The sequence below is a fragment of the Novosphingobium mississippiense genome (assembly GCF_044029535.1).
Taxonomy (GTDB): Bacteria; Pseudomonadota; Alphaproteobacteria; order Sphingomonadales; family Sphingomonadaceae; genus Novosphingobium.
In genome coordinates, this window is the sequence record NZ_CP147001.1 from 364,738 (window position 1) to 389,756 (window position 25,019).

General features: G+C 64.3%; 30 protein-coding genes. 25 read left to right on the forward strand and 5 right to left on the reverse strand.

The genetic code is table 11. From position 1 onward, the window contains the following. Window positions 1-19: 19 nt before the first annotated feature. Both WBP06_RS01665 and WBP06_RS01670 read right to left on the reverse strand, forming a co-directional pair. On the reverse strand, window positions 20-445 hold the full coding sequence (locus WBP06_RS01665) for a DUF2147 domain-containing protein (RefSeq protein WP_395331219.1): 426 nt from the start codon (window positions 443-445) through the stop codon (window positions 20-22). Window positions 446-453: 8 nt separating this feature from the next. Next, the gene (locus WBP06_RS01670) at window positions 454-1,233 is read right to left on the reverse strand and encodes an AcvB/VirJ family lysyl-phosphatidylglycerol hydrolase (protein ID WP_395331221.1); all 780 of its coding nucleotides are present in this window, start codon (window positions 1,231-1,233) and stop codon (window positions 454-456) included. 168 nt (window positions 1,234-1,401) lie between these two features. On the opposite strand from WBP06_RS01670, the gene WBP06_RS01675 reads away from it, so the two are divergent. The 5 genes from WBP06_RS01675 to WBP06_RS01695 all read left to right on the forward strand — a co-directional run bounded on the left by WBP06_RS01675 (window position 1,402) and on the right by WBP06_RS01695 (window position 5,881). Beyond that, on the forward strand, window positions 1,402-1,869 hold the full coding sequence (locus WBP06_RS01675) for a PDZ domain-containing protein (RefSeq protein ID WP_395331223.1): 468 nt from the start codon (window positions 1,402-1,404) through the stop codon (window positions 1,867-1,869). 44 nt (window positions 1,870-1,913) lie between these two features. Further along, window positions 1,914-2,600 (forward strand): winged helix-turn-helix domain-containing protein, encoded by a 687-nt coding sequence (locus WBP06_RS01680; RefSeq protein WP_395331225.1) that lies wholly within the window; start codon window positions 1,914-1,916, stop codon window positions 2,598-2,600. Continuing rightward, on the forward strand, window positions 2,597-4,000 hold the full coding sequence (locus WBP06_RS01685) for a sensor histidine kinase (RefSeq protein WP_395331227.1): 1,404 nt from the start codon (window positions 2,597-2,599) through the stop codon (window positions 3,998-4,000). The genes WBP06_RS01680 and WBP06_RS01685 overlap by 4 nt, the downstream gene beginning before the upstream one ends. A gap of 53 nt (window positions 4,001-4,053) precedes the next feature. Then, entirely contained in the window at window positions 4,054-4,554 is a 501-nt protein-coding gene (locus WBP06_RS01690) for a hypothetical protein (RefSeq protein WP_395331229.1), read from the forward strand. A gap of 1,123 nt (window positions 4,555-5,677) precedes the next feature. Beyond that, window positions 5,678-5,881, forward strand: coding sequence for a hypothetical protein (locus WBP06_RS01695; protein ID WP_395331231.1), 204 nt, complete (start codon window positions 5,678-5,680; stop codon window positions 5,879-5,881). Between the two features lie 44 nt (window positions 5,882-5,925). Here the strand turns inward: WBP06_RS01695 and WBP06_RS01700 are convergent, their stop codons facing one another. Next, complete coding sequence (locus WBP06_RS01700) at window positions 5,926-6,900, reverse strand: DUF1254 domain-containing protein (RefSeq protein WP_395331233.1); 975 nt, start codon at window positions 6,898-6,900, stop codon at window positions 5,926-5,928. 401 nt (window positions 6,901-7,301) lie between these two features. Here WBP06_RS01700 and WBP06_RS01705 point away from each other — a divergent pair, with 401 nt between their 5' ends. The 4 genes from WBP06_RS01705 to WBP06_RS01720 all read left to right on the forward strand — a co-directional run bounded on the left by WBP06_RS01705 (window position 7,302) and on the right by WBP06_RS01720 (window position 11,512). Further along, window positions 7,302-7,748 (forward strand): spore coat U domain-containing protein, encoded by a 447-nt coding sequence (locus tag WBP06_RS01705; RefSeq protein ID WP_395331235.1) that lies wholly within the window; start codon window positions 7,302-7,304, stop codon window positions 7,746-7,748. Further along, window positions 7,748-8,554 carry a molecular chaperone gene (locus WBP06_RS01710; RefSeq protein WP_395331237.1) on the forward strand — a complete coding sequence of 269 codons (807 nt, stop codon included), beginning with the start codon at window positions 7,748-7,750 and terminating at the stop codon, window positions 8,552-8,554. Before WBP06_RS01705 ends, WBP06_RS01710 begins: the two co-directional genes overlap by 1 nt. A gap of 148 nt (window positions 8,555-8,702) precedes the next feature. Beyond that, window positions 8,703-10,988 carry a fimbria/pilus outer membrane usher protein gene (locus WBP06_RS01715; protein WP_395331239.1) on the forward strand — a complete coding sequence of 762 codons (2,286 nt, stop codon included), beginning with the start codon at window positions 8,703-8,705 and terminating at the stop codon, window positions 10,986-10,988. Further along, a complete protein-coding gene (locus tag WBP06_RS01720) occupies window positions 10,985-11,512 on the forward strand; it encodes a spore coat U domain-containing protein (RefSeq protein WP_395331241.1) in 528 nt (175 codons plus the stop codon). The genes WBP06_RS01715 and WBP06_RS01720 overlap by 4 nt, the downstream gene beginning before the upstream one ends. Before the next feature lie 21 nt (window positions 11,513-11,533). Here the strand turns inward: WBP06_RS01720 and WBP06_RS01725 are convergent, their stop codons facing one another. Further along, window positions 11,534-12,106 carry a hypothetical protein gene (locus tag WBP06_RS01725; protein WP_395331243.1) on the reverse strand — a complete coding sequence of 191 codons (573 nt, stop codon included), beginning with the start codon at window positions 12,104-12,106 and terminating at the stop codon, window positions 11,534-11,536. Between the two features lie 417 nt (window positions 12,107-12,523). On the opposite strand from WBP06_RS01725, the gene WBP06_RS01730 reads away from it, so the two are divergent. The 5 genes from WBP06_RS01730 to tuf all read left to right on the forward strand — a co-directional run bounded on the left by WBP06_RS01730 (window position 12,524) and on the right by tuf (window position 18,531). Next, complete coding sequence (locus WBP06_RS01730) at window positions 12,524-13,579, forward strand: acyltransferase family protein (RefSeq protein WP_395331247.1); 1,056 nt, start codon at window positions 12,524-12,526, stop codon at window positions 13,577-13,579. A gap of 524 nt (window positions 13,580-14,103) precedes the next feature. Then, window positions 14,104-14,475: a 30S ribosomal protein S12 gene (rpsL, locus tag WBP06_RS01735; RefSeq protein WP_007682177.1), complete on the forward strand. Its 372-nt coding sequence runs from the start codon at window positions 14,104-14,106 to the stop codon at window positions 14,473-14,475. Between the two features lie 102 nt (window positions 14,476-14,577). After that, window positions 14,578-15,048, forward strand: a complete 471-nt coding sequence (gene rpsG, locus WBP06_RS01740) for a 30S ribosomal protein S7 (RefSeq protein ID WP_395331251.1) — start codon at window positions 14,578-14,580, stop codon at window positions 15,046-15,048. Window positions 15,049-15,165: 117 nt separating this feature from the next. Beyond that, complete coding sequence (fusA, locus tag WBP06_RS01745) at window positions 15,166-17,250, forward strand: elongation factor G (RefSeq protein ID WP_395331253.1); 2,085 nt, start codon at window positions 15,166-15,168, stop codon at window positions 17,248-17,250. 90 nt (window positions 17,251-17,340) lie between these two features. Further along, on the forward strand, window positions 17,341-18,531 hold the full coding sequence (tuf, locus tag WBP06_RS01750) for an elongation factor Tu (RefSeq protein ID WP_395331255.1): 1,191 nt from the start codon (window positions 17,341-17,343) through the stop codon (window positions 18,529-18,531). A gap of 99 nt (window positions 18,532-18,630) precedes the next feature. On the opposite strand, the gene WBP06_RS01755 is transcribed toward tuf, so the two are convergent. Further along, window positions 18,631-19,131 carry a hypothetical protein gene (locus tag WBP06_RS01755; RefSeq protein WP_395331257.1) on the reverse strand — a complete coding sequence of 167 codons (501 nt, stop codon included), beginning with the start codon at window positions 19,129-19,131 and terminating at the stop codon, window positions 18,631-18,633. 213 nt (window positions 19,132-19,344) lie between these two features. On the opposite strand from WBP06_RS01755, the gene rpsJ reads away from it, so the two are divergent. From rpsJ to rpsQ, 11 genes are all read left to right on the forward strand, one after another. Further along, the gene (gene rpsJ, locus WBP06_RS01760) at window positions 19,345-19,656 is read left to right on the forward strand and encodes a 30S ribosomal protein S10 (RefSeq protein WP_007011873.1); all 312 of its coding nucleotides are present in this window, start codon (window positions 19,345-19,347) and stop codon (window positions 19,654-19,656) included. A 347-nt stretch (window positions 19,657-20,003) separates the two neighbouring features. Then, on the forward strand, window positions 20,004-20,759 hold the full coding sequence (gene rplC, locus WBP06_RS01765; RefSeq protein ID WP_142635117.1) for a 50S ribosomal protein L3: 756 nt from the start codon (window positions 20,004-20,006) through the stop codon (window positions 20,757-20,759). A gap of 2 nt (window positions 20,760-20,761) precedes the next feature. Next, window positions 20,762-21,388, forward strand: a complete 627-nt coding sequence (rplD, locus tag WBP06_RS01770) for a 50S ribosomal protein L4 (RefSeq protein ID WP_395331261.1) — start codon at window positions 20,762-20,764, stop codon at window positions 21,386-21,388. Beyond that, window positions 21,381-21,692 carry a 50S ribosomal protein L23 gene (locus tag WBP06_RS01775; protein WP_086490055.1) on the forward strand — a complete coding sequence of 104 codons (312 nt, stop codon included), beginning with the start codon at window positions 21,381-21,383 and terminating at the stop codon, window positions 21,690-21,692. Before rplD ends, WBP06_RS01775 begins: the two co-directional genes overlap by 8 nt. Window positions 21,693-21,697: 5 nt before the next feature. Continuing rightward, window positions 21,698-22,534: a 50S ribosomal protein L2 gene (gene rplB, locus WBP06_RS01780; protein WP_267219974.1), complete on the forward strand. Its 837-nt coding sequence runs from the start codon at window positions 21,698-21,700 to the stop codon at window positions 22,532-22,534. Window positions 22,535-22,540: 6 nt separating this feature from the next. Then, the gene (rpsS, locus tag WBP06_RS01785) at window positions 22,541-22,822 is read left to right on the forward strand and encodes a 30S ribosomal protein S19 (protein ID WP_142635109.1); all 282 of its coding nucleotides are present in this window, start codon (window positions 22,541-22,543) and stop codon (window positions 22,820-22,822) included. Then, window positions 22,819-23,196, forward strand: coding sequence for a 50S ribosomal protein L22 (gene rplV, locus WBP06_RS01790; RefSeq protein ID WP_132386855.1), 378 nt, complete (start codon window positions 22,819-22,821; stop codon window positions 23,194-23,196). The genes rpsS and rplV overlap by 4 nt, the downstream gene beginning before the upstream one ends. A gap of 3 nt (window positions 23,197-23,199) precedes the next feature. Next, a complete protein-coding gene (gene rpsC / locus WBP06_RS01795) occupies window positions 23,200-23,895 on the forward strand; it encodes a 30S ribosomal protein S3 (protein WP_395331266.1) in 696 nt (231 codons plus the stop codon). 22 nt (window positions 23,896-23,917) lie between these two features. Continuing rightward, entirely contained in the window at window positions 23,918-24,352 is a 435-nt protein-coding gene (rplP, locus tag WBP06_RS01800) for a 50S ribosomal protein L16 (protein WP_147091447.1), read from the forward strand. Between the two features lie 12 nt (window positions 24,353-24,364). Next, window positions 24,365-24,565, forward strand: coding sequence for a 50S ribosomal protein L29 (rpmC, locus tag WBP06_RS01805; protein ID WP_395331269.1), 201 nt, complete (start codon window positions 24,365-24,367; stop codon window positions 24,563-24,565). Between the two features lie 12 nt (window positions 24,566-24,577). Then, complete coding sequence (gene rpsQ, locus WBP06_RS01810) at window positions 24,578-24,847, forward strand: 30S ribosomal protein S17 (protein WP_021233437.1); 270 nt, start codon at window positions 24,578-24,580, stop codon at window positions 24,845-24,847. The last annotated feature ends 172 nt before the right edge of the window (window positions 24,848-25,019 follow it).

The window sequence follows — 25,019 nt, forward strand, 5'->3', positions numbered from 1 at the left end:
TCCCGTCGGTTTCGCTCGCTTATCGTCTCGTCCAGATCTGCGATTTGCAGAGCAGGCCGTGCAGGATGCAGCCACTGATCTTCAGATGGCCGTCATCGGGCTGGTGAATGCGCGAGAAGAAGGTGGAGCCCATGTCGGGCACGAAGACCTGGCCCTGCCAGTTGCCGGCGTCCTGGCGGCGGTAACCCTGCAGCAGCTGGGTGCCCACAAGGTGTTGCACGCCCGCGTCCGACGCATCGGCCAGCGCCTGTCCGCCCACCCATGTCACCGTGCCGCACAGCAGCGAACCGCAGGGCGCGACCGATACCTCCACATCGCCCGCCGGGTTGAGCCAGCGGCCATAGGGGTTGAGCGCGGCCGGGCGCGCCACCGTGGGCACCGCTCCGGCCGGAGCGACGGCCGCCAGTGCAAGACCCAGGAAAAGGGCGCGGAAGGGGGTGGTCATGCGGCGGATCATGCAGTGGACTCCGGGAAATTCAGGCTCTTGGCGGGTTGGAAATGGCCGGCGATCACGGTGCGCAGGGTCGTGAACAGCCGGTCGGCGTCGTGTTCCAGGTAGTGATCGCCGGGCAGGGCGAGTTGCGTCAGGCGGGGCAGGTGCAGCAGCGGGCAGAGGCTGTCGGTCTCCTGCGCGCCGCGGATGCAGACCACCGGCACCCAGTCCAGCTTGCGGGCGGTGGCGATGGCGGGCGCGTCCGGCGTGGTCTTGTCCAGCCATTCCAGCGGAGAGACGCGCAGGAACACCGTGCGCGTGGGCACCGTCAGCACCACCAGCGAAACGTGGGTGCGCAAATCGGCCGGCAGGTTCTCCAGGCCGACATGCACCATGTCCGCCCCGAACGACTGGCCGAGCACCACCACTTTGTCGACATGGCCCAGTGCCATCGCATTGCGGATCGCCTGTCCCATCATCGCGGTGACTTCGGCGGGGGTGCGGCGCACGCGGAAATAGTTCAGCGAATTGACCGAGACGGTGGCGACGCCGTGTTCGGCAAGGCCCTGCGCCACCGGGGCGCCCATGCCGGCGCGCGGGCCCATGTCGCCCGAAATCAGCACGGCGGCATAGTCCTTGCGGGCATCGCCGCGCGCGGGAAGCTGGCGGAAGGGGCTGGCGTCGAACGCGCCCAGCCAGGTCAGCCAGCCGATCACGCCCAGCACGATCACCATGATCGCGACAAGCGCGTAACGCCCTTTCCTGCGGCTCTTTCGCTGAAATGTTGCAGCCCTGTTCATGCTGCACCCCTGCGCCAACGGTCCTTGCCGCAGCGTGGAGCGAACATGGAATTTCCTTAATGTGACAATCGCACCCGGCACTGCGATACGTAAGGGCAAGGGTGTGCTTGAGCCGCCGACTTTCGCGTATCGACCATCGCGTATCGGAGGCGTGGATTTTTCCGTTTGATGACCGAAGCTGACGACACCCATAGAGACTCCGACGCCAAGAACCGCGTGCTGGACCTCCTGCCGATGCTGGGGGCGCTGCTGGTCGTGACCGGCGCGCTGACCTGGGGCGATCTCTGGGCGCAGCACCATTTCGGCCTGATTGCGCCCGATGCCGCTGCCGTGCACGATACCGCCACGCGGGACGAGGCCAGCCGCCGCGTTCTGGACTTCACTGCCGACGATCTGCCCGATGGCAAGCCGGGGCTGGTCGTCACCTCGGTCCGTTCGGACGGCAATGCCGAACATGCCGGGCTGGTGGTGGGCGATCGCATCGTCCACGTCGACGGGCGGCGGCCCACCTCGTTCGGTTCGCTGGCGCAGGAGTTGTCTGAGCGCGGACGGCAGCCTATGCATCTGGACGTGGTGCATCTGGGGGCGGTCCGCAGGATCGACCTTGCCGGTACGCCGCAGGCCGGCAATCCCTGATCTGCCGGGAGCGTTCAATGCTGGCGGAAGCGGGAAAGCAAGGCATGGGGCACAAGCTGCTGGTGGTCGAGGATGACGAGGCCACCGCCATCTACATCGTGAAGGGTTTTGCCGAGGAAGGCTTCGTGGTCGACCGCGCGGCCAATGGGCGCGATGCGCTGTTCCTGGCCAGCGACGGCACGTACGACGCGATCGTGCTGGATCGGATGATCCCGCAGATGGACGGCATGTCGGTACTGGGCGCCCTGCGCGCGGGCGGGATCGAGACGCCGGTGATCGTGCTTTCGGCGCTGGGATCGACCGACGATCGGGTGACCGGGCTGACCAGCGGCGCGGACGATTATCTCACCAAGCCTTTCGCCTTTGCCGAACTGCTGGCCCGCGTGCGCCTGCTGGTGAAGCGCGGCGTCAGCCAGCCGGCGGTGGAGACGCGGTTGACCTGCGGCGACCTTGAAATGGACCTGCTGGCCCGCAAGGTGAAGCGCGGCAGCCGCACCATCGACCTGCAACCGCGCGAATTCCGCCTGCTGGAATACTTCCTGCGCCATGTCGACGAAGTGGTGACGCGCACGATGCTGCTGGAAGCGGTGTGGGACTATCACTTCGACCCAGGCACCAACGTGATCGACGTGCACGTCAGCCGGTTGCGCCGCAAGCTGGATGAGGATGGGGCCAGCCCGCTGCTCCATACCGTGCGCGGGGCGGGGTATCGGCTGGGCCTCTCGGCTTGAGCGACAAGGGCGCCGGCAGGACCGGGCGGCGGGTGGCGCGGCTGTTGCGCTCCACCTCGTTCCGGCTGTTCGTTCCGGTCGTGCTGTTCCAGCTGGTCGCCACCGGCGGCGTGCTGGCCTTCGTGTGGATTTCCAGCCAGCAGAGCGTGCACGACGAACAGCACGCGCTGGTGGAGGATCTGCGCGACGATCTGCTCGCCGCGTTCGAGGATGGCGGGCTGGCGGGCCTGCGCACCACCATAGACACCCGCCTGCGCGCCGAAGGGCGGCGCGCGCCGGTGATGTTGCTCACCGCGCCGGACGGCCAGCGCGTGACCGGCAATCTGGACGCACTGCCGCCGCGCGGCGACCAGCGGGGCGACTGGTTCTCCACCACGCTCTACCGCAGCGACTATCCCCAGCCCGAACAGATGATGCTGACCGAGGTGCGCCTGCCCGATGGATCGACCCTGCTGGCGGGTGTCGAGACCGGGCGCGACCTGAAGCTTCAGCGCAGTTTCGAACAGGCGCTGTTCGCCGCGCTGTTCCTGGCGCTGCCGCTGACCACGCTGGTGGCGGTGCTGACCTCGCGGCTGGTGGGGCGGCGCGTGCATGACATGGCGCAGACCGCGCACCGCGTCGGCAGCGGCGCTTTCGACGCGCGCGTGCCGCTGGACGGTTCGGGCGACGCTTTCGACGAGCTGGCGGGCGAGATCAACGTGATGCTCGCCCGGATCGAGACGCTGGTGGGCGAATTGCGCGTGGTGGCCGAAGGGCTGGCGCACGACTTGCGCTCCCCCGTCACGCGCCTGCGCGCCGCGCTGGAACAGGCGGCGGTGGAGGCGCGCGACCCGGTGGCGGAAGCGGCGATGAACCGCGCGCTGGCCGAAGCCGATACGTTGACGCGCATCCTGACGACCGCCCTGCAGATCGGCAGGGCAGAGGCGGGCATCGGCCGCGAGCGTTTCGAACAGACGGCGCTGGCCCCGTTCCTGGAAGACCTTGCCGCGCTCTACGAACCCTATGCGGAGGATGAAGGCTTCACCCTCTCGGCCGAGGCGCCGGCGGCGCTGACCTGCCTGCTCCACCGCGAACTGATGGTGCAGGCACTGGGCAACCTGATCGACAATGCGGTGAAATATGCCGAGGGCGGCAGCCGGATCACGCTGTTCGGTTTCCGTCAGGACGGTCATGTGGTGCTGGGCGCGCGCGACGATGGGCCGGGCATTCCGGCGGTGCAGCGCGAAGCCGCGCTCCAACGCTTCGGCCGGCTGGACCCCACGCGCGCGGTGGCCGGATCGGGCCTTGGCCTTGCCCTGGTGGAGGCGGTGGCCAAACTGCACGACGGCCGCGTCGAACTGGCGGACGCGGTGGGCGGTGGGCTGGAAGTGCGGCTGGTCCTGGGCGCGATGGCCGGTTGACCGTTCCGCCGCCGGATGCCAGCCTGCGCATGGGTTCCAAGGGAGCACATGTCATGCGCAGGGTGACCATCTTTGCCGCCATCGTATCGTTCGCCGCGTTCGCCGTTCCGGCCGCGGGGCAATATGGCAACAACGGCTACGATAACAGGAATGATAACCGGAACGACAGCCGTTACGGCCAGGGCGAAGGTTTCTACCGCGAGAAGCGGGACCGTACCGTCTATTACCAGTATGAGAGGAACCGGTACTGCGGCGTGCAGAACGAAGAGCAGATGAAGATGCTCGGCGGTTTCAATCAAGTGCGGGAAGTGGATCGCCTGCGTTTGAACGGCCGGAACACCGGCGGCTGCCGCTGGCCCAACGGCTTCTATCGCCGCGATAACGGTGCTGCCGTCTACATGCTGGAAGGTTACGGCAGCGGACAGGACGGCGGCCGCATCTGCGAGATCGCCACCCCGCAGCAACTCCGCCAGCTTGGCGGAAACAAGCGCGTGAAAGTGGTTCCCGGCAATTCGAACCTTGAGGCAGGAAGAAGCCGGGTTCGCCCTTGCTGAGCATCTGATCGCGGAAGTCGTGAAAGCCCACCCCAACCCCTCCCGCCTGCGGGAGGGGAGCGTCAGCGCGCATGACGAGACCCGGAGCAGCCCCACCCTCCCGCAAGCGGGAGGGTCGCGAGACTTACGGAGCGCAGCGGAGTTAGTCGCAGCGGGGTGGGCCAGCGCGCTCCGCTTTCCCGAACTCCCGGCCAAAGGCGGCGCGCGGCCACGATACCGAAAACTGGAATGGCAGGATTGCCAGAGCTTAATCCCGAACCGGCCGGGCAGAAAACGCCCCATCGCCGCCATTCAGTAAGCTCCATTCGCTCCCGGAACCGGCCATACCGGACCGCACCGTAATAGTGCTGATATCTTGCAATGTAGATCAAACGCACCACATCAATTGCGAAACGAATATATGAGAAGTTTCTAAAGGGGGTTATGATGTGGTGGTTTTCAAGATATTCTCGGGCTCGTCGACGTTTTTTTCGTGAGCTGATGGAGATTTATAGGTCGGATGACTTGGAGTCGCTCCTGCGCTATGAGGAATCCGTCGATAACGTCAACGATCGGCTTTTGATTAGAGCGTTGCATGCTTACATGTTGTTCGATAATAACGATGCTTCGAACTCTATTCGAGGACTATCCGGTATCTACGCTGAGGCGAAAGAATTGGATGGCAGTCTTGCGGGATACATAAAGCGTTTTGCCTTGTACCACATCTGCTTGTCTCGAGGTGACTACGCCGCCGCAAAATCTCATGAACAGAACGCGAAGTCGATGGGGGTGGACGCCAGAATTAGAATTCTATTACCCATACCAGTCATTTATTATGTTCCGTATTCACCACCCTCCGTATCTGCATCAGCCTAATTGAGTGCGGTCAGGTACGCTGCGACGCCGCTCACCCGATCGGTTTATTCCAAAGGCACCGTTGGCTTCGGATGGCAGCTATTACTTCCTCCGCCCCGTGTCCGCCCGGTCGGCACCCCTTCCAGTGATAGGCGGGACTCAGCCGCGCTCCCGAAACCGGAATGGCAGGATTGCGCGATTTTAATCCAGAACCCGCCCTTCCGGAGCCGCCAACATAGCGCACGTAACGCTATGAAGGTATGTAGGGGCGTTCAGCGGGAGATTGGCTTTGAGCGTGACAGCTACGGTCGCTATTGGTGCAGCCGTCATCGTGGCGCTGCTGACTGTCGACTTTCTGTTCTATCGCTTGATGATCCGTGGGCTGGAGCGGCTGATTGATCTACTGCCGCCTTACCGTCCGGGTGGGCGCTACCGCTCACAATCGACACCAAAGAAATATGCTTCGCTGCGCTGGCCCCGGAGCGGCAGCTAACCCTTAAATCCGGTCATCGGCAGCCCCGCCAGCGACGCACGCGCTCAGTCGATCGGCTGCGCCATCGGGAAACTCCATGATCCGTCCAGGATTTCGCGACGCGGGCGGTAGAGGCGCACCATGTAGTTCCAGCCCGGCGCGATCGGGATGCAATTGCCGCCGGTATCCTCCCCACCGAACCGGATCGTGATCGATCCATCGGCATCCTTGCCGGCGGTCAGGCTGTTGAACGAATAGACGCCCCGGCCATTGGCGGGGATGAAGCCTTTGGCGTCGTAGACGATCACCGACCAGAACGCGTCCACCGGCACGTCCTTCACCGTCAGGCGATAGGCCGTCTGCCCGTCGTTCCGCGTCGGCGTGGCGTTGACGTACATCGCATCCCCGGGCGGGTTGGCGCCCCAGGCCGCGGCGCCGCCGATCAGCCGCTGGACCGGATCGACCGTGCCGCGCGGGCCGAAGCCCTTGCCGGTATCGGGCATGTGCCGGGCCAGCGTCAGCAGCGCGTCGCGTACTTCGTCCTGACTCTGGTAGTCCCAGGTCGGCGGTGCAAAGCTGCCGATGTCGATCTGATCGACCCGGATGGCATCCTGCAGCGCGCGGGCCCTGGCAAGGTCGGCCGGGTCTTCGGGATCGACCAGCGTGCGCACCGCCGCCATGGCATAGCGCGTGCCGATCTCTTCCCGCACCAGCCGATGCGGCAGGGCGTCGTAATAGACGCCCGGCACGTACTGATCCTCATCGATGATCTGCAACGACATGAAGCGGCCGCCGGCATCGGGCAGCGTCACCGTGACCGGCCCCGCCTCCAGATCGAAGACGGCCGCCGAATAGAGCGTGTCGCGGTTCTGGCGGATCACGTTCTGGCGATCGATGGGCGAAAGCTCCCGCTTGTGGCTGAACTTGCCGAAGCCGCCGTCGCGCACGGCAACGGCGGTGAAATAGCGATCGGATTCGGCGCGCAGGAAGTTTTCCGGAGTCACCGGGATCGGGGGGGCGAAGGTCGATCGATGGGACATGTACGGGAAGCTCCCCTGTTCAAGCCGATTTTGGGGAGCGGACCGGAAGGGTGAAATCAGGGAATACCCGCAAGCGGCGGCTGGGTGGATCGGTAGTTCGAAATGGGGAGGGGCGGGGGGGAGCGGGGGGCGGTGCCGCTGGCAAGCAGGCCGGCGCCGCATGTGAAACGCCCGGACGGGCGTTTTCCAAACCCGCGCTCTTAACCCTTCAAGTCGCGGGGAATGCTGGAAACTAGGTAGAATCCGCAGGGTACCCAGCCAGCCGGTATCAAGGATTTTCGGCGATAATCGAAGTCATGGAAAATCTTGCCTTTCAATTCGCCATGCGTCGGAAGCGGCTTTGTGCAAAGGTTTGCAAGGCTAAATTCCTGACGTTTGCGGTAACCGCGTTTGCTTTTGCCTTGCCCCACGGCGCGCAGGCAGCCACCGCGCAGAACACCTTCCTCGTCACGGCGACGGTTCAGCCATCCTGCACCGTTACCGCCACGGGGCTGGCTTTCGGAAACTACAACCCGCTGTCGTCGACTCCGCTCGATGCCACCAGCACGATCACGGTGAATTGCACCACGGGCACCGTCTATACCGTGGGGCTCAATGCCGGCACCACCAGCGGCGCCACCGTGACCACCCGGCAGATGCTGCTGAGCGCCAACGCGCTGAACTACACGCTCTATCGCGATTCCGGCCGCACCAACAATTGGGGCAACACGCCGGGCACCGATACCCCGGGCTCTGTCACCGCCACCACGGCGGCCGGTACGCTCACCGTCTATGGGCGGATTCCCGCGCTGCAGAACGTGCCTGCGGGCAGTTACACGGATACGGTCACGGTCACGGTCAATTACTGATGCGCCGGCGACCGGCTGCTCCGGTTTCGGCCCTGATCGCGGCGACCCTTCTGGCTATCGGCATCGCCGCACCGGCGGCGGCGGGCAGTCTGCGGATCATGCCGATCCGGGTGGAAGTGGCGGCGGATGCGCGGTTCTGCAGCCTGACCATCACCAACGACGATGTCACCCCGGTATCGGTGCAGGTGCGCGGCTATGCCTGGTCCAAGGACGCCGCCGGCGCGGACGTGCTGAGCGAAGACGCGGGCTTTCAGGTCAATCCCACCATCGTGACGCTGGGCGCCGGTCAGAATCGGCTGGTGCGCTGCGGGTTGCCGCCCGCGCGCGAAGTCGGCGGGCCGGGCGGCGAACCGAGTGGTGGCACTGGCGGAGCAGAGGAGAGCTGGCGCATGGTGCTGGACGAACTGCCGCGACCCGGCCCTGCGAACGGCGGCATTCGCACCTTGCTGCGGATCAGCGTGCCGGTCTTCCGCACACCGGCCGATGCGCGGCCCGATCTCGTCTGGTCCATCGGTGACGCGCCGGGGGCCGGCCCGCTCTCTTCCGGATCGGCCGGGCCGGTGCTGGTGATAGAGAACCGGGGCCAGCGCCACGCGCAAGTGCTCTCGCTGGAATTGACCGCACGGCCTGGCAGCGGGCGCGCGAGTGGGGGCGGCTCTGGCGCCGTCATCAAGCGCAGCTTCTATGTGCTGGCTGGCGGGCGCATGGAAGTGGCGCTGCCCGCCGGTTTTGCCGGCGCGCCCGAATCCGTGCGCGCCACCACGCCCGACGGCCCGCTCGACCTGCGCTCGCGCGCGGGCCCTTGAGCGGCGCCATGGCCGATCCCAGGTGTCCCCGCGCCATGCCCTCATGCTTGCGGCTGCCGTGTCGGCGCTCTCGGCCCCGGCGGCGCGCGCGCAAAACTCCGGCGATGCGCCGGACTCCGTCGCAGCCCCAGTGCCAGAGCCGATGCCAGTGCCAGAGCCGATACCGGTGCCCGTCGGCGTGGTGGTCAACGGGCAGGATCGCGGTTGCAACGGGTTGCTGCTGGTGATCGGGCGGCGCCTGCTGCTGCGACAGGCCGACCTGCCGGCCTGCGGCGTTCCGATGCCCGCCGAAGGGCCGGGCCACGCGGTTGCGACCAGTCTGGCGGGGGAGGATTACGTCGCGCTGGACGATGTGCCGGGGGTGTCCGCCCGGCTGGACGCCAGCGGGACGCTGCTGCTGCTGGACGTTTCGGCGGAACGCTATGCCCCGGTGCGGCTGGGACCGCCCGACGCGGCGGTGGCGGTCAGCCGGTCGATCCCGGCGGCCTATATCGACTATGACCTGACCTTCACGCAGGATCGCCGGACCACCGCGTTCTCCGCGCTGCTCGATGCCGGGGTCTCGGGCGGGTGGGGCGTGCTGGCGGCCACCGGTCTCGTCGGCACGGGACGGACGCCGAACGTGCGGCTGGATACCGCCTATACGCTGGACTTTCCCGGCCGGCGCATCCGGCTGGTGGTGGGCGATACGCTGGGCCACGGATCGGCATGGAGCCAGCCGGTGCGCTTCGGTGGCATCCGCATCGGCACCGATTTCTCGCTCGACCCCTCGCGCCTCACTTATCCGCTGCCGGTGCTGCAGGGCGGGTCGGCGCTGCCGTCCACCGTCGAACTGGCCGCGCGGGAGGGCGTGCGCGACTTCGCGGTGGAGCCGGGGCTGTTCAGCTATGCCTACCGCCCGCAGTTCAGCGGCGCCGGGGACGTGACGATGATCGTGCGCGACATTGCCGGCAATCAGCGCGTGGTGACGCGCAGCTTCTACGCCAGCACGTCCCAACTGCGTGCGGTGCTGGCCGATTTCTCGCTGGAGGGCGGGTTGCTGCGGCGCGATTACGGCATTCGCAGCTTCGATTACGGCGCAGCCTTCGGCGCGGCATCCCTGCGCTATGGCCTGACTTCGACCCTCACGCTGGAGAGCCGGCTGGAAAGCGGCGGGGGGGTGAGCGTGGGTGGCTTCGGCGGGCAGCTGGTGGTGCAGCCGCTGGGCGAGATCCGCCTTGCCGGTGCCCTCTCCAGCAGCGAGGGGCGGACCGGCACCTTGCTACAGGTCCAGGCCCAGCGGTTGACCCGCGCCTATGGCCTCACCGCCAGCTACCGCGCGATGAGCGCCGACTATCGCCAGGTGGGCGACCCCTGGACCACCCTTGGCGCGCGGCGCGAACTGGCGTTTTCGGGCAGCCTGGCGATGGGGCGCGCGGGCTCGGTCAACCTCGGCTACCTCTCCACCCGCACCGGCGCTTCGCGCAGCACGCTGGCCTCCGCCAGCTATTCGATCATGCTGGGCGACGCGTTCGTCAGCCTCGGCGCGCAGCGGCAGAGCGGCGACGATGGCCGGTCGGACTGGCTGTTCGGCATGGTCACCCTGCCGCTGGGCCGCACGCGCCACCTGTCTTTCAGCGCCGATTCCCAGCAAGTCTCCGCGCTTTACGAGAAGGCCGTGCCCACCGACGCGGGCCTTGGCTACCGCGTGGGCCTGGGGCGCGAGAACCACGGCGCCGGCTGGGCGGAAGGCATGGCGACGCTGCGCACCGCTGTCGGAGACCTTGAACTGGCCGGCCTCTATCGGGAGCAGGCGCTGTTCACCCGGGTGGAGGCGCGCGGCGCGCTGGTCGCTGCGGGCGGCGAACTGGCCGCCACGCAGCGGGTGGGAGACGCCTTCGCCGTGGTGGACGTCACCGGCGATCCCGGCGCGGCGGTCATGCTGGAAAACCGCCCGGTGCCGATGCCCGCGGTCAAGGCGGGGGCCGGCGGCCACGTCCTCGTCACCGGCCTTGCCCCCTATGTCGCCAACCGCGTCGGCATCGATCCCACCAGGATCCCGATCGAGGTGCCGCTGGGCGACGTGGAGCAGGTCGTCACCCCTGGCTGGGGCAAGGCGGTGAAAGTCACCTTCGGCAAGCACGGCACCCACCCCGCGCGCCTGCGCGTCGTGGACCTTGCCGGCGCCCCGCTGGAGGCCGGCCGCGAAGTGGTGATAGAAGTGCAGGGCCGCCCCCGTCCCACGGCGGCCACCGCCAGCCCGGCCACCGTAACCCTCACCGGCCACGACGGCGAAATCTATCTGGAAGACTTCCCGCCCCACGCCGTGCTGCGCATCGCGGACGGGCAGGGCGGCCACTGCATCGTCCGCCTGGGCGACGCCGCCCCCGCCGACGTGCTGGCCCACCCCATAGAGGCCGCCTGCCAGCCCGAACCCCGGATCGCCGGATCATGACGCCGCGCAAGATCTTGCTCAAAGCCGGGGCCAACAAACGGGGCCGAGCCCTGCGCATCCTGCCCGCCGCGCTGGCCCTCTGCGGCCTGACCCTGCCAGCCGAACCGGCGGAGGCGCTGTGCATCTGCTCCTGCACCGTCAGCACCACACCCATGGCCTTCGGCAACTACGACCAGACCGCGGCCGCCCCCAGGGACGTCAACGCCACGGTGACCATCAACTGCACCAGCGTCGCCAGCGTGCTCAGCACCGCCGACATCGCGCTCAGCACCGGCGGCTCCAACAGCGCCACCGCGCGGCGCATGATTTCGGGCAGCAACCTGCTCTATTACAACATCTATGCGGACTCCGGACACAACACCGTCTGGGGGGATGGCACCGGCGGCGCGTCCATCGTGCAGGTGCAGCTCAACGGCCTGCTGAACTTCAGTTCCAGCGCCACGGCCTATGGTCGCATCCCGGCGCTGCAGAACGTCCCCGTGGGCAGCTACAGCGATACGCTGACGATCACCGTCACCTATTGAGTGCTGATATGGAGAGGGCACTCAGTCGCTCTCCTCCCGCGCCCGGCGCGCCTCCACTTCCTCCCGAAACCGCGCCAGCTTGGCGTGGAGCGAGGCGCGCACTTCCTCTACCGAGGGGCCGTCCGCCTCGATCTCCGCGCGAATCCGCTCATAGGCGGGCGAGCCGGGGCGCAAGTCCACATCCGCGCCATAGCGGTGCGCGCGGCGCTGGCGCAGCAGGAACAGCATCAACTGCGTATCGTGGCGGGTGTAGGTGGCCACCACCTCGCCCCGGCTGACAACCGGCCGCTGCTCACCCCGGATCGCACGCTCCAATGCGCAGTCTTCCAGTCGCGCCATGCCCCGGTCGATGGCCATTTCCCACGCGGCGGCGAACCCTTCCGCACCGGGCAGCGTACGCAGCTTGTAGAGCGCCTCCATCGAAGCGCCCACCGCCCGCGCCGCCTGCGTGACGATGCCACTGGCGGCGAGGGCGGCAATGAAGGCGCGCTGCCGGTCGGGCGTGATCGCATTCCGGCGCGGTTGCTTGTGGAGATAAGGCGCAAAGCCCAGCAGTGGATCGTCGTCGCCGGGCTCGTCCTCGAAGAACGCCACCCGCGAAGTCCGCCGCCCCGGTCGCCGCGAAGCACACTGCAAGTCCTCCCCCGAGCTTTGTCTGGTATTGGGGGAAGGGGGATCGCCGCAGGCGGTGGAGGGGGCAAGCGCCACGCTATCAGAAGATTTCACGCGGAGCCGCGGAGACGCGGAGGGGACTCTGCGCCGGACGCTTACTGCGCGCGCCCGGACGTTTCGTGGAGGACATAAGGCAACCTCGCTCACGCTGTTGGACCTGATTTCCCCTTGGCGGGACGGTGTATCGTGAGCGGGGGGATGTAGGAAAATGGTTTGTTTTGAGAGGCAATTTTACGATGCCCGCGGGCGATCAGAGTAACGGTACCTAAACTACTCACTTATAGATCGGTGTGACGGAAGCCGGCGTGTTGCCTGCGCGTGAGCAGAGGCAGGTCGATCATGCAGTCTCAACGGCATTATGTATCATTTGATGGACTGCGGGGAGTTGTGGCGACGGCCGTAATGGCGACGCACGGTTGGATTCTCCTTGGTTTCGTGACGTTGCCGCGCGGCTATCTTGGAGTTGATTTCTTCTTCTTGCTTAGCGGGTTCGTTATTGCCCACTCATATCAAGAGAGACTGGCTGCAGATATGACTGCGGGGGTGTTCGCGCGGACACGATTTGCAAGGCTCTTCCCGATGATCGCGTTGGGAGCGCTCATGGGCGGCGCGGTTATGATGCTTACGGGAGGGGTGGCATCGCCTTTGCTACTTGGTGGTATGCTAGCGCAAATGCTTACGCTGCCTGCGCCATTCGCATCGGGGTCTGGTGATTTCTTATGGCCGATCAATCCGCCGTCATGGTCGCTCTTTTGGGAAGTCCTCGCGAACGCCGCTTTTGCTCTTGGGCTTTTTCGCTTCAATTCCCATACTTGGCTTCGCTTGGCAGCTATATCCATGTTATCTTTAGGAATTGTCGCTGTAACGGTCTCAACAATCGAACTTGGTTATACGCAGAGTTCGTTCCTCGTGGGTATTCCTCGAACGTTGCTGCCATTTTCAATCGGTGTTCTGCTGTGGCGCATTAGGCAATCAGGCAAATTGCCCCGTGCAAGTCCGTCAATTCCTTTAAGCGCTTTGGCCGTTGTTCTGGCGGCCTGTTTCGCTCTCCCAGGCAAATCCGGGCTTGTCGACCTGGCGCTGGTTGCGCTTGTTTTTCCACTCGTTTTGATGCTCGCGCTTTCTTCCCGTCATACATCGCCGATTTGGTCTTTGGCTGGCCGAATTTCATATCCTTTGTATCTTGTGCATTATCCGTTGCTGAATCTTCTTGTTGCCATGCAACCCGCTGCAACATCCCTGCCTGGGCGTTGGGTTTGGTATTTTTCGTTCATCTTTGGGTCCTTGGTGATTGGGCTGGTCGTCAATAAGGTGTATGACGAGCCCGTCCGGCAATGGTTGGCGCACAGGCTGATCGTGCAGCGCCGCTCCGTCAAAGTCGGAGCTTTCATCTAGCTAACTGGGCAGATGCAAAAAATTCCGGCGCCAAGAGACGCTGCTGCATGCAGAGGTGGCGCATTTCCTTGACCCCAACCCCCGGATCTCCTAAGGGCGCGCATCTCCTTTGGGCTTGCCCTCAGGAAACGACATAGAGCTGAACGTTGTCACGTCAGCATTTCCGGGGCTTTTGCCGCTGCTTCCGTAGCGGATCGGTCCAGATGGATGCCTTCACTCTTCCGATTCGGAAGGTGAGGGCGCTCCCGGAAGGCTGTGGCAGAGTAATCCGGCGATTTCGTCCGGGTGGAGTGTTTTTCGGCTCACGTGTGCAGCGGGCATTGCGCTTGCGGCCAGCGGTCCCTGCTTTCGCCGGGATGACGGGCGCAGGCAGGCGGGCTTGGTGCAAGGCGTGACCCCACACTCTTCCCATTCGAAATGCGTCGGCCCGGAGACCCCGGGGTGCGACGGGTCCGTGCCGATCCGGTCTTCCGGGCGTTTCGGCCCGGATCCATCGCACTCCAAATTTCGAAAGAAGAGTATAGATGCCCACTATCAACCAGCTGATCCGCAAGGGTCGCGAGCCGCAGAAGGCCAAGTCGAAGGTTCCTGCCATGGAGCAGAACCCGCAGAAGCGTGGCGTTTGCACCCGCGTTTACACCACGACCCCGAAGAAGCCGAACTCGGCTCTCCGCAAGGTCGCCAAGGTGCGCCTCACCAACAGCCGCGAAGTCATTTCGTACATCCCGGGTGAAGGCCACAACCTTCAGGAGCACTCGGTCGTGCTCATCCGCGGCGGCCGCGTTCGCGACCTTCCCGGCGTTCGCTACCACATCCTGCGCGGCGTGCTCGACACCCAGGGTGTCAAGGATCGCAAGCAGAGCCGCTCGAAGTACGGCGCCAAGCGTCCGAAGTAAGCTGGTGGCGGCATGAGGGCCCGACGTTCTCTGCCGCACGGTACACGATTTACCGGCCGGTGATGCTCACGCTCCCGCCCGAAAGAACAAGGAATACCAACGATGTCACGTCGTCGTCGTCCCGAGAAGCGGGAAATTCTGCCGGATCCGAAGTTCGGTGATCAGGTTCTGTCGAAGTTCATGAACAACCTCATGCTCGATGGTAAGAAGTCGGTCGCTGAATCGATCGTCTACGGTGCCATGGAAACCATGGAAACCCGCGCCAAGGCCGATCCGGTCCAGCTGTTCCACGATGCCCTGAACAACGTGAAGCCGCAGATCGAAGTTCGCAGCCGCCGCGTCGGTGGTGCGACCTACCAGGTTCCGGTCGAAGTCCGTCCGGAGCGTGCGCAGGCTCTCGCCATCCGCTGGCTGATCACGGCCGCCCGCAACCGTCCCGAGACCACCATGTCGGCGCGTCTCTCGGGCGAGCTGCTCGACGCTGCCAACAACCGCGGCAATGCCGTGAAGAAGCGCGAAGACACGCACCGCATGGCGGACGCGAACCGCGCCTTCTCGCACTACCGCTGGTAATGTGCGTGTGTGGCCCCGGGTGATCGGTCATCCGGGCGTCACACTTTTATTTCAGGGGGCGAGGTCTTATCTGAAGGCCGCCTCGCTCCCGAAACACTCCTGCTAAGGATTCTCACCATGGCACGCAGCCATCCGCTCAATATGTACCGTAACATCGGTATTATGGCGCACATCGACGCCGGTAAGACCACCACGACCGAGCGTATCCTCTACTACACCGGCAAGTCCTACAAGATCGGCGAAGTCCATGACGGCGCTGCTACCATGGACTGGATGGAGCAGGAGCAGGAACGCGGCATCACCATCACCTCGGCTGCGACCACCTGCTTCTGGACGTCCGAGGGCCAGGAATACCGCATCAACATCATCGACACCCCCGGGCACGTCGACTTCACCATCGAAGTCGAACGCTCGCTGCGCGTGCTCGACGGTGCGGTCGCGTGCTTCGACGGCGTTGCCGGCGTTGAGCCGCAGTCGGAAACCGTGTGGCGCCAGGCCGACAAGTACGGCGTTCCGCGCATGTGCTTCATCAACAAGCTCGACCGTACCGGTGCGAACTTCAAGTACTGCGTGCAGTCGATCATTGACCGCCTCGGTGCGACCCCGGCCGTGCTCTACATTCCGATCGGTCTCGAAGCCGATCTGAAGGGCCTGGTCGATCTGGTTCACAACCGTGCGATCGTCTGGAAGGACGAATCGCTCGGCGCCGAATTCTTCTACGAAGAAATCCCGGCCGAGCTGGCTGACGAAGCCGCCGAATACCGCACCAAGCTCATCGAACTCGCCGTCGAGCAGGACGACGAGGCAATGGAAGCCTACCTCGAAGGCAACGAGCCGGACGTCGCCACGCTCAAGAAGCTGATCCGCAAGGGCACGCTGGGCCACGCGTTCGTGCCGGTCGTCTGCGGCTCGGCGTTCAAGAACAAGGGCGTTCAGCCCCTGCTCGACGCCGTCGTCGACTACCTGCCTTCGCCGCTCGACATCGAAGACGTCCAGGGCGTCAAGGTCGACAGCGACGAACCCGACAGCCGTCCGCCGGAAGACAGCGCACCGTTCTCGGCGCTCGCCTTCAAGGTCATGAACGATCCCTTCGTGGGCTCGCTCACCTTCATCCGCATCTACTCGGGTACGCTCTCGAAGGGCTCGTACCTGAACTCGGTGAAGGGCAAGAAGGAAAAGGTCGGCCGCATTCTCGAAATGCACGCCAACGACCGTAAGGACATCGAAGAAGCCTTCGCAGGCGACATCGTTGCTCTTGCCGGCATGAAGGAAACCACCACGGGCGACACGCTCTGCGCGGAAAAGGCGCCGATCGTTCTCGAACGCATGGAATTCCCCGAGCCGGTCATCGAACTCTCGGTCGAACCCAAGACCAAGGCCGACCAGGAGAAGATGGGCGTCGCGCTCAACCGTCTCTCGGCCGAGGATCCCTCGTTCCGCGTCACCACCGACCACGAGTTGGGCCAGACGATCATCAAGGGCATGGGCGAACTTCACCTGGACATCATCGTCGACCGCATGCGTCGCGAGTTCAAGGTCGAAGCCAACGTCGGCGCTCCGCAGGTCGCCTATCGCGAATACCTCGCCAAGGCTGTGGATGTGGACTACACCCACAAGAAGCAGTCGGGTGGTACCGGTCAGTTCGGTCGCGTGAAGATCAAGGTCACGCCGGGCGAGCGCGGTGCGGGCATCACCTTCAAGGACGAGATCAAGGGCGGTAACATTCCGAAGGAATATATCCCCGCGATCGAAAAGGGCATGCGCGAAACCGCTGCCTCGGGTTCGCTGGTCGGCTTCCCGATCATCGACTTCGACATCGTCCTCTACGACGGTGCCTACCACGACGTCGACTCGTCGGCTCTGGCCTTCGAAATCGCCGGTCGCGGTGCTATGCGTGAAGTCGCCCAGAAGGCCGGCATCAAGCTGCTCGAGCCGATCATGAAGGTCGAAGTCGTCACCCCCGAGGAATACCTCGGCGACGTCATCGGCGACATGAACAGCCGTCGTGGCCAGATCCAGGGCACCGACAGCCGCGGCAATGCCCAGGTCGTCGAGTCCATGGTTCCGCTGGCGAACATGTTCGGCTACGTGAACCAGCTCCGCTCGTTCACCCAGGGTCGTGCAAACTACTCGATGTTCTTCTCCCATTACGACGAAGTCCCGGCGAACGTCGCGGCCGAGGTCAAGGAGAAGCTTGCCTAAACGGCAAGATCATTCTAGGGGCGGCGCCTGTTTCGGCGGGCGCTGCCTCACATTCCCGCAGATTACAATTCAAGCAAAGAAGGTTTGAAAATGGCGAAGGCAAAATTCGAGCGGAACAAGCCGCACTGCAACATCGGCACCATCGGTCACGTTGACCACGGCAAGACCACCCTGACGGCTGCCATCACCAAGGTGATGTCGGAAACGTTCGGCGGTGAAGCCGTTGACTTCGCGAACATCGACAAGGCTCCGGAAGAGCGCGAGCGTGGCATCACGATCTCGACCGCTCACGTCGAGTACGAGACCGAAGCCCGTCACTACGCGCACGTCGACTGCCCGGGTCACGCTGACTACGTCAAGAACATGATCACCGGTGCCGCCCAGATGGACGGCGCGATCCTGGTCGTGAACGCTGCTGACGGCCCGATGCCGCAGACCCGCGAACACATCCTGCTCGCTCGCCAGGTCGGCGTGCCGCAGCTGGTCGTGTACATGAACAAGGTCGACCAGGTCGACGACGCCGAGCTCCTCGAGCTCGTCGAACTCGAAGTTCGCGAACTGCTCTCGTCGTACGACTTCGACGGCGACAACATCCCCGTCGTCAAGGGTTCGGCTCTGGCCGCTCTTGAAGGCCGTGACGACGAAATCGGCAAGAGCTCGATCCTCGAGCTGATGAAGGCCGTTGACGACTTCATCCCGCAGCCGCCGCGCCCGACCGACAAGCCCTTCCTGATGCCCGTCGAAGACGTGTTCTCGATCTCGGGCCGTGGTACGGTTGTGACCGGCCGCGTCGAAACCGGCATCGTCAAGGTTGGTGAAGAAGTCGAAGTCGTCGGCATCCGCGACACGCAGAAGACCACCGTCACCGGCGTCGAAATGTTCCGCAAGCTGCTCGACCAGGGTGAAGCCGGCGACAACATCGGCGCGCTGGTTCGTGGCCTGAAGCGCGACGACGTTGAGCGTGGCCAGGTTCTCGCCAAGCCGGGCACCGTGACCCCGCACACCGAGTTCTCGGCTGAGGTCTACGTCCTGTCGAAGGACGAAGGCGGCCGTCACACGCCGTTCTTCGCGAACTACCGTCCGCAGTTCTACTTCCGCACCACCGACGTGACCGGCGAAGTGATCCTCCCCGAGGGCACCGAGATGGTCATGCCCGGCGACAACGTTTCGCTGTCGGTTAAGCTGATCGCTCCGATCGCCATGGACGAAGGTCTCCGCTTCGCAATCCGCGAAGGTGGCCGCACCGTCGGTTCGGGCGTCGTTGCCACGATCACGAAGTAATTCGTCGATCTGCAGCTACGGCTAAAGTGATTGGCCCGGGCTTCCGAAAGGAAGTCCGGGCTTTTCGCGTTGATGGGCTCGAATTACTGCCAGGCGCCTCTACCGCGCTCGCAGTTCACCCTGTCCGATCTTCCATGCATCGGAACCCTTGGGGGCTTCGGGAATGGACTTGAGGTCGATGTAGTAGACGGGTTCCGGCACGCGGCCGAACGGTATGGTGATGCAAGGACCAAGGCAGCCGGGCAAATGTCCGACGTCCGGCGGGTAGGCCGCACCCGTGCGCGTACTTTCGTCTACGGACTGCGATGCCGGGACGCGCTGGTCCGTGCCGTCGCCGCCGTGGGAGCAGACGACGATCGTGCCGTCATTGCCGCCATTGCTGGCGCGAGCGGCTTCACGACAGGCGTCGTCCACGGGGCCGCCCGTGGCATCGGGTATGGCGACGTGGGCGGTTAGTACGTCGGTGTCGTCGAGGTTGATGGGGGCACCGGTGCCGCTGTGGGCGTAGGCGGGGCCGTCCCCGGCAAGGGCGCTGGGTGCCGGGCATGCAAGAATCAGCGCGACGAACGCGCAGGAAATTGTCGTGGTTATGGAGGGCATTGAGAGCGGCTTCTGTTAGGCGTCGCACTCACAAGGTAGGAAGCGGGGAAGCGGCAGGGAAGGGCGGATGCGACGAACGGCGTCGGCAGCCCTCCAAAAACCTGCCGCGATAGGTGAAATCAGGGGTTGCCCGACTCGCCTTCGCCGTGTAGGGGCGCGGTTCGAATTTGACGGGGCGTATGCCCTTTGGCTCTTTCTCATCGGTAGTAGGTAATGGAAGCTCAGAACATCCGTATCCGCCTCAAGGCGTTTGACCATCGCGTGCTCGACCAGGCCACTGGCGAGATCGCCGACACGGCCCGCCGCACCGGCGCTCTGATTCGTGGGCCCATTCCGCTCCCGACCAAGATCGAGAAGTTCACGGTCAACCGTGGCCCGCACATCGACAAGAAGTCGCGTGAGCAGTTCGAAGTCCGCACCTACAAGCGCCTGCTTGACATCGTGCAGCCGAACGCAGCTACCGTCGACGCTCTGATGAAGCTGGACCTGGCTGCCGGCGTGAACGTCGAGATCAAGCTGGCCTAAGCCGGTTTACGGGGTGACCTTCCGGGTCGCCCCGACAGTCTTTTTGATCGGACTTAAAATGATCAGGTAGAATTCGGATCTTCGGATCCAATTACCTTGTCGGCTTTCATTGCCGGCTTTGCGAACAGCAGTTCGCAGAGACAGCGCCCCGAAGGGAAACCGAGGGGACACAAGGGATACCTCCGCCGTTTCCTTCGGGATGCGTCGGGAATGCGTCCCCCGTCTCGTTTCCGCAGCCCATTCAGGGTTTGCAGGGAACACCTGACCCGGACGGGGTTCGTATCATAACAGGGTTGGACACGCGTACGAGGGATGGTCCTGCGTACGCCTCTGTAAGGAGAAAGGTCATGCGTACAGGCGTGATCGCCAAGAAAGTCGGGATGACCCGCCTGTTCCAGGAGGACGGTCGCCACGTGCCCGTCACTGTCCTGGCACTTGAAGACTGTCAGGTGGTTTCGGTTCGTACTGCTGATCGTGATGGCTACGTCGCGGTTCAGCTCGGTGCGGGCGAAGCAAAGCAGAAGAACGTTGCCAAGCCGCAGCGTGAGCACTTCGCAAAGGCTCAGGTCCCCCTCAAGATGCGCGTCGCGGAATTCCGCGTCGCCGACGACGCCCTCCTCGAAGTTGGCGCCACGATCGCTGCCTCGCACTTCGTGCCCGGCCAGCTGGTCGACGTGGGCGGCCACACCCAGGGTAAGGGCTTCCAGGGCGCCATGAAGCGCTGGGGCTTCGGCGGTATGCGCGCCACCCACGGTGTTTCGATCTCGCACCGTGCGCACGGTTCGACGGGTAACCGTCAGGATCCGGGCAAGGTGTTCAAGAACAAGAAGATGGCCGGCCACATGGGCGACCGTCAGCGCACCCAGCAGAACCTCGAAGTCGTCCGCGTGGACGACGAGCGTGGCCTGATCTTCGTCAAGGGCTCGGTCCCCGGTTCGAAGAACGCCTGGCTCACCGTTTCGGACGCCGTCAAGGTCGACCGTCACGCCGAGGCTCCGTACCCCGCCGGCATCAAGTCGGTTGCCAACACCAATGATACGGCCGCTGCCGTGACCCCGGCCGAAGCCGCGGCTCCCGAAGCGACCGAAGGCCAGGAGGGCTAATCATGAAGGTTCAGGTCCTCAACCTCGACGGCACTGCCGGCAAGGGCGACATCGAACTGTCGGACGACGTGTTCGGTCTCGAGCCGCGCGCCGACATCCTGCACCGCGTCGTCACCTGGCAGCTCGAAAACCGTCGCGGCATCGCCCGCGCGACCCGCGAGCGCTCGGACGTTGCCCGTACCGGCAAGAAGTTCGGCCGCCAGAAGGGTGGCGGTACTGCCCGTCACGGCGATCGCGCTGCTCCCGTCTTCATCGGCGGTGGTAAGGCTCACGGTGCCCGTCGCCGCGAGTTCAACGTTTCGCTGAACAAGAAGATCCGTGCGCTCGGTCTGAAGATGGCTCTGTCGTCGAAGGCCCAGAACGGCCTCGTCGTCGTCGACTCGCTCGACGTTGCCGATGCCAAGACCAAGGTGCTCGTCGGCCAGCTCGCCAAGGCTGGTTTCGGCAAGAAGGTGCTCGTGGTCGATGGTGAGCAGGTCAACGAGGGCTTCGCCCGCGCTGCCCGCAACATCGTCGGCATCAACGTGCTCCCGGCTGTCGGCGCCAACGTCTACGACATCCTGAAGCATGATACGCTGGTGCTGACGCGCGCCGCTGTCGAGAAGCTGGAGGCGCGTTTCAATGGCTAAGAGCAACGTGGACATCCGTCACTACGACGTGATCCTCTCGCCGCACATCACCGAGAAGTCGACCCTGCTTTCCGAGCAGAACGCCGTCGTCTTCAAGGTTGCTGACAAGGCGACCAAGCCCGAGATCAAGGCTGCCGTCGAAGCTCTGTTCGACGTCAAGGTCACCGGCGTGAACACGCTGGTCGTCAAGGGCAAGACCAAGCGCTGGCGCGGTAAGGCTTACCGCCGCAGCGACGTGAAGAAGGCGATCGTCACGCTGGCCGAAGGTCAGTCGATTGACATCACCGAAGGCGTGCGGGGTTAATTCCGATGGCACTTAAGAGCTACAACCCGACCAGCCCCGCTCGCCGCGGCCTGGTCCTCGTCGACAAGTCGTCGCTCTGGAAGGGCAAGCCCGTCAAGGCGCTGACCGAAGGCAAGAGCAAGACTGGCGGCCGCAACAACAAGGGTCATGTCACCTCGCGTGGCATCGCCGGTGGCCACAAGCAGAAGTACCGCTTCATCGACTTCAAGCGTCGTAAGTGGGACATGGAAGCGACCGTGGAGCGTATCGAATACGATCCCAACCGCACCGCTTTCATCGCGCTCGTGAAGTACACCGACGGTGAACTGGCCTACATCATCGCCCCGCAGCGCCTCGCTGTCGGCGATGTCGTGATCGCCGGCGAAAAGACCGACGTGAAGCCCGGCAATGCCATGCTTCTGTCGCAGATGCCCGTCGGCACGATCTGCCACAACGTCGAGATGAAGCCCGGCAAGGGCGGTCAGATCGCGCGTTCGGCAGGCACCTATGTGCAGGTCGTCGGTCGTGACCGCGGCATGGTCATCGTTCGCCTCAACTCGGGCGAGCAGCGCTACCTGCGTGGCGACTGCATGGGCACCGTTGGCGCCGTGTCGAACCCCGACAACGCCAACCAGACGCTTGCCAAGGCCGGTCGCGGTCGCTGGCTGGGCCGTCGCCCGCTTACCCGTGGTGTTGCCAAGAACCCGGTCGATCACCCGCACGGCGGTGGTGAAGGCCGTACCTCGGGCGGCCGTCATCCGGTCACTCCGTGGGGCAAGCCGACCAAGGGCGCTCGCACTCGCAACAACAAGCAGACGGACAAGATGATCATCCGTTCGCGCCACGCCAAGAAGAAGAGGTAAGACACGATGGCACGTTCCGTCTGGAAAGGCCCCTTCGTCGACCTGTACCTTCTCAAGAAGGCCGAGGTCGCGCAGGATGCCGGCACCCGCGCTGGTCCGATCAAGACCTGGTCGCGTCGCTCCACCATCCTTCCGCAGTTCGTTGGTCTGACCTTCCAGGTCTACAACGGGCACAAGTTCATCCCCGTTGCCGTCAACGAGGACATGGTCGGCCACAAGCTCGGTGAATTCGCGCCCACGCGCACGTTCCCGGGTCACGCTGCCGACAAGAAGGGTAAGCGCAAGTGAGCAAGCAGGCAGCACCCCGCCGCGTAGGCGAAAAGGAAGCTCTGGCTGTCGGCACCACCATTCGTGGTTCGGCTCAGAAGCTCAACCTGGTCGCCGCGCTTATCCGTGGCCGCAAGGTCGAGGACGCGATGAACATCCTGGCCTTCTCCAAGAAGGCGATGGCCCAGGACGCTCGCAAGATCCTCGCTTCGGCGATCGCGAATGCGGAAAACAACCACAACCTCGACGTCGACGCTCTCGTCGTCGCCGAGGCGTCGGTCGGCAAGTCGATCACCATGAAGCGTTTCCACGCTCGTGGTCGCGGCAAGTCCACCCGTATCCTCAAGCCGTTTTCGCGCCTGCGGATCGTCGTTCGCGAAGTCGAGGAGGCCTGATCCATGGGTCATAAGAGCAATCCGATCGGTCTGCGTCTGCAGATCAACCGTACCTGGGACAGCCGCTGGTTCGCGGAAGGCCGGGACTACGGCAAGCTGCTTGAGGAAGACCTCAAGATCCGCAAGTTCATCGTCGCGAAGCTGCCCCAGGCCGCTATCTCGAAGGTGGTCATCGAGCGTCCGGCCAAGCTGTGCCGCATCTCGATCTACGCAGCCCGTCCCGGTGTGATCATCGGCAAGAAGGGTGCTGACATCGAGAAGCTCCGCAAGGAGTTGGCCAAGATGACCGGCAGCGAAGTGAAGCTGAACATCGTCGAAATCCGCAAGCCGGAAATCGATGCCAAGCTTGTCGCTCAGGGCATTGCCGATCAGCTGATCCGTCGTGTGGCCTTCCGCCGTGCGATGAAGCGTGCGATGCAGTCCGCGATGCGTCTGGGCGCCGAAGGCGTCAAGATCATGTGCGGTGGCCGTCTCGGCGGCGCTGAAATCGCCCGCGTCGAGCAGTATCGCGAAGGTCGCGTTCCGCTCCACACGCTGCGTGCGAACATCGACTATGCCGAAGCCGAGGCGCTGACCGCCTACGGTATCATCGGCATCAAGGTCTGGATCTTCAAGGGTGAGATCCTGGGCCACGACCCGACGGCGCAGGACCGCCTGATGCTGGAGGCTCAGACCTCCGGCGTTCGTCCCGCGCGTTGAGGCTTAGGATAGAGTAAGCACCATGCTGCAACCAAAGAAGACCAAGTTCCGCAAGGCCTTCAAGGGCCGGATCAAGGGCGACGCCAAGGGCGGCACCGACCTGAACTTCGGTTCGTACGGCCTCAAGGCCCTCGAGCCGGAGCGGATCACCGCCCGCCAGATCGAAGCGGCTCGCCGCGCGATCACGCGTCACATCAAGCGCCAGGGCCGTCTCTGGATCCGCGTTTTCCCCGACGTGCCGGTTTCGAAGAAGCCTGCTGAAGTCCGTCAGGGTAAGGGCAAGGGTTCGATCGAATACTGGGCAGCTCGCGTCAAGCCGGGCCGCATCCTGTTCGAACTGGACGGCGTCGCTGGCCCCCTCGCAGCGGAGGCTTTCAGCCGCGCTGCGATGAAGCTGCCGATCAAGACCAAGGTCGTTGCTCGCCTCGGCGACACTTCGCACCTTGGCGGCGAGTAAGGAAGTCGTATCATGGCTAACAAGATCGAAGACCTTCGCGCCAAGACCGACGACCAGCTCCTCGCTGATCTCGTCGAGCTGAAGCGCGAGCAGTTCAACCTGCGGTTCCAGGCCGCGACCAGCCAGCTTGAGGCGCCCGCGCGCATCAAGCAGGTGCGTCGTGACATCGCCCGCATCAAGACGCTCCAGGCCGAGCGTTCGGCGCAGGCCTAAGGAGGAAACACGATGCCCAAGCGTATTCTGATCGGGACCGTCGTTTCCGACAAGACCGACAAGACCGTGACCGTGCTGGTCGAGCGCAAGGTGAAGCACCCCCTTTACGGGAAGATCATCCGTCGCTCGAAGAAGTATCACGCTCACGACGAAGACAACGCCTTCAAGACCGGCGAACGCGTCCGGATCGAGGAGACGAAGCCCTTCTCGAAGACCAAGACCTGGAAGGTTCTTGACCGTCTTCAGGCGAGCAAGGGTACGGCACTCGAAGCCGAGGTATAAGATCTGAAACGGAAATGTCCTTCGGGGCATTTCCGGATCAAGTCAGCCTCGGCCTCAAGGCCGGACAAGAGTGTTGACCTGGACGGGTGAATGCGGCAAAGGCCCGCACTTCGCCCGTCGGGGCGACTCGGGCCCCTCGTGGGCCTGTCTTTTTAGGAACTGCCGGACTGGT

Bases quoted from the DNA above. Each gene is read 5' to 3' on its own strand.
- WBP06_RS01665 (WP_395331219.1), bottom strand. From the start codon at position 445: ATGACCACCCCCTTCCGCGCCCTTTTCCTGGGTCTTGCACTGGCGGCC.
- WBP06_RS01670 (WP_395331221.1), bottom strand. From the start codon at position 1,233: ATGAACAGGGCTGCAACATTTCAGCGAAAGAGCCGCAGGAAAGGGCGT.
- WBP06_RS01675 (WP_395331223.1), top strand. From the start codon at position 1,402: ATGACCGAAGCTGACGACACCCATAGAGACTCCGACGCCAAGAACCGC.
- WBP06_RS01680 (WP_395331225.1), top strand. From the start codon at position 1,914: ATGGGGCACAAGCTGCTGGTGGTCGAGGATGACGAGGCCACCGCCATC.
- WBP06_RS01690 (WP_395331229.1), top strand. From the start codon at position 4,054: ATGCGCAGGGTGACCATCTTTGCCGCCATCGTATCGTTCGCCGCGTTC.
- WBP06_RS01700 (WP_395331233.1), bottom strand. From the start codon at position 6,900: ATGTCCCATCGATCGACCTTCGCCCCCCCGATCCCGGTGACTCCGGAA.
- WBP06_RS01710 (WP_395331237.1), top strand. From the start codon at position 7,748: ATGCGCCGGCGACCGGCTGCTCCGGTTTCGGCCCTGATCGCGGCGACC.
- WBP06_RS01720 (WP_395331241.1), top strand. From the start codon at position 10,985: ATGACGCCGCGCAAGATCTTGCTCAAAGCCGGGGCCAACAAACGGGGC.
- WBP06_RS01730 (WP_395331247.1), top strand. From the start codon at position 12,524: ATGCAGTCTCAACGGCATTATGTATCATTTGATGGACTGCGGGGAGTT.
- rpsL (WP_007682177.1), top strand. From the start codon at position 14,104: ATGCCCACTATCAACCAGCTGATCCGCAAGGGTCGCGAGCCGCAGAAG.
- rpsG (WP_395331251.1), top strand. From the start codon at position 14,578: ATGTCACGTCGTCGTCGTCCCGAGAAGCGGGAAATTCTGCCGGATCCG.
- fusA (WP_395331253.1), top strand. From the start codon at position 15,166: ATGGCACGCAGCCATCCGCTCAATATGTACCGTAACATCGGTATTATG.
- tuf (WP_395331255.1), top strand. From the start codon at position 17,341: ATGGCGAAGGCAAAATTCGAGCGGAACAAGCCGCACTGCAACATCGGC.
- WBP06_RS01755 (WP_395331257.1), bottom strand. From the start codon at position 19,131: ATGCCCTCCATAACCACGACAATTTCCTGCGCGTTCGTCGCGCTGATT.
- rpsJ (WP_007011873.1), top strand. From the start codon at position 19,345: ATGGAAGCTCAGAACATCCGTATCCGCCTCAAGGCGTTTGACCATCGC.
- rplC (WP_142635117.1), top strand. From the start codon at position 20,004: ATGCGTACAGGCGTGATCGCCAAGAAAGTCGGGATGACCCGCCTGTTC.
- rplD (WP_395331261.1), top strand. From the start codon at position 20,762: ATGAAGGTTCAGGTCCTCAACCTCGACGGCACTGCCGGCAAGGGCGAC.
- WBP06_RS01775 (WP_086490055.1), top strand. From the start codon at position 21,381: ATGGCTAAGAGCAACGTGGACATCCGTCACTACGACGTGATCCTCTCG.
- rplB (WP_267219974.1), top strand. From the start codon at position 21,698: ATGGCACTTAAGAGCTACAACCCGACCAGCCCCGCTCGCCGCGGCCTG.
- rpsS (WP_142635109.1), top strand. From the start codon at position 22,541: ATGGCACGTTCCGTCTGGAAAGGCCCCTTCGTCGACCTGTACCTTCTC.
- rpsC (WP_395331266.1), top strand. From the start codon at position 23,200: ATGGGTCATAAGAGCAATCCGATCGGTCTGCGTCTGCAGATCAACCGT.
- rplP (WP_147091447.1), top strand. From the start codon at position 23,918: ATGCTGCAACCAAAGAAGACCAAGTTCCGCAAGGCCTTCAAGGGCCGG.
- rpmC (WP_395331269.1), top strand. From the start codon at position 24,365: ATGGCTAACAAGATCGAAGACCTTCGCGCCAAGACCGACGACCAGCTC.
- rpsQ (WP_021233437.1), top strand. From the start codon at position 24,578: ATGCCCAAGCGTATTCTGATCGGGACCGTCGTTTCCGACAAGACCGAC.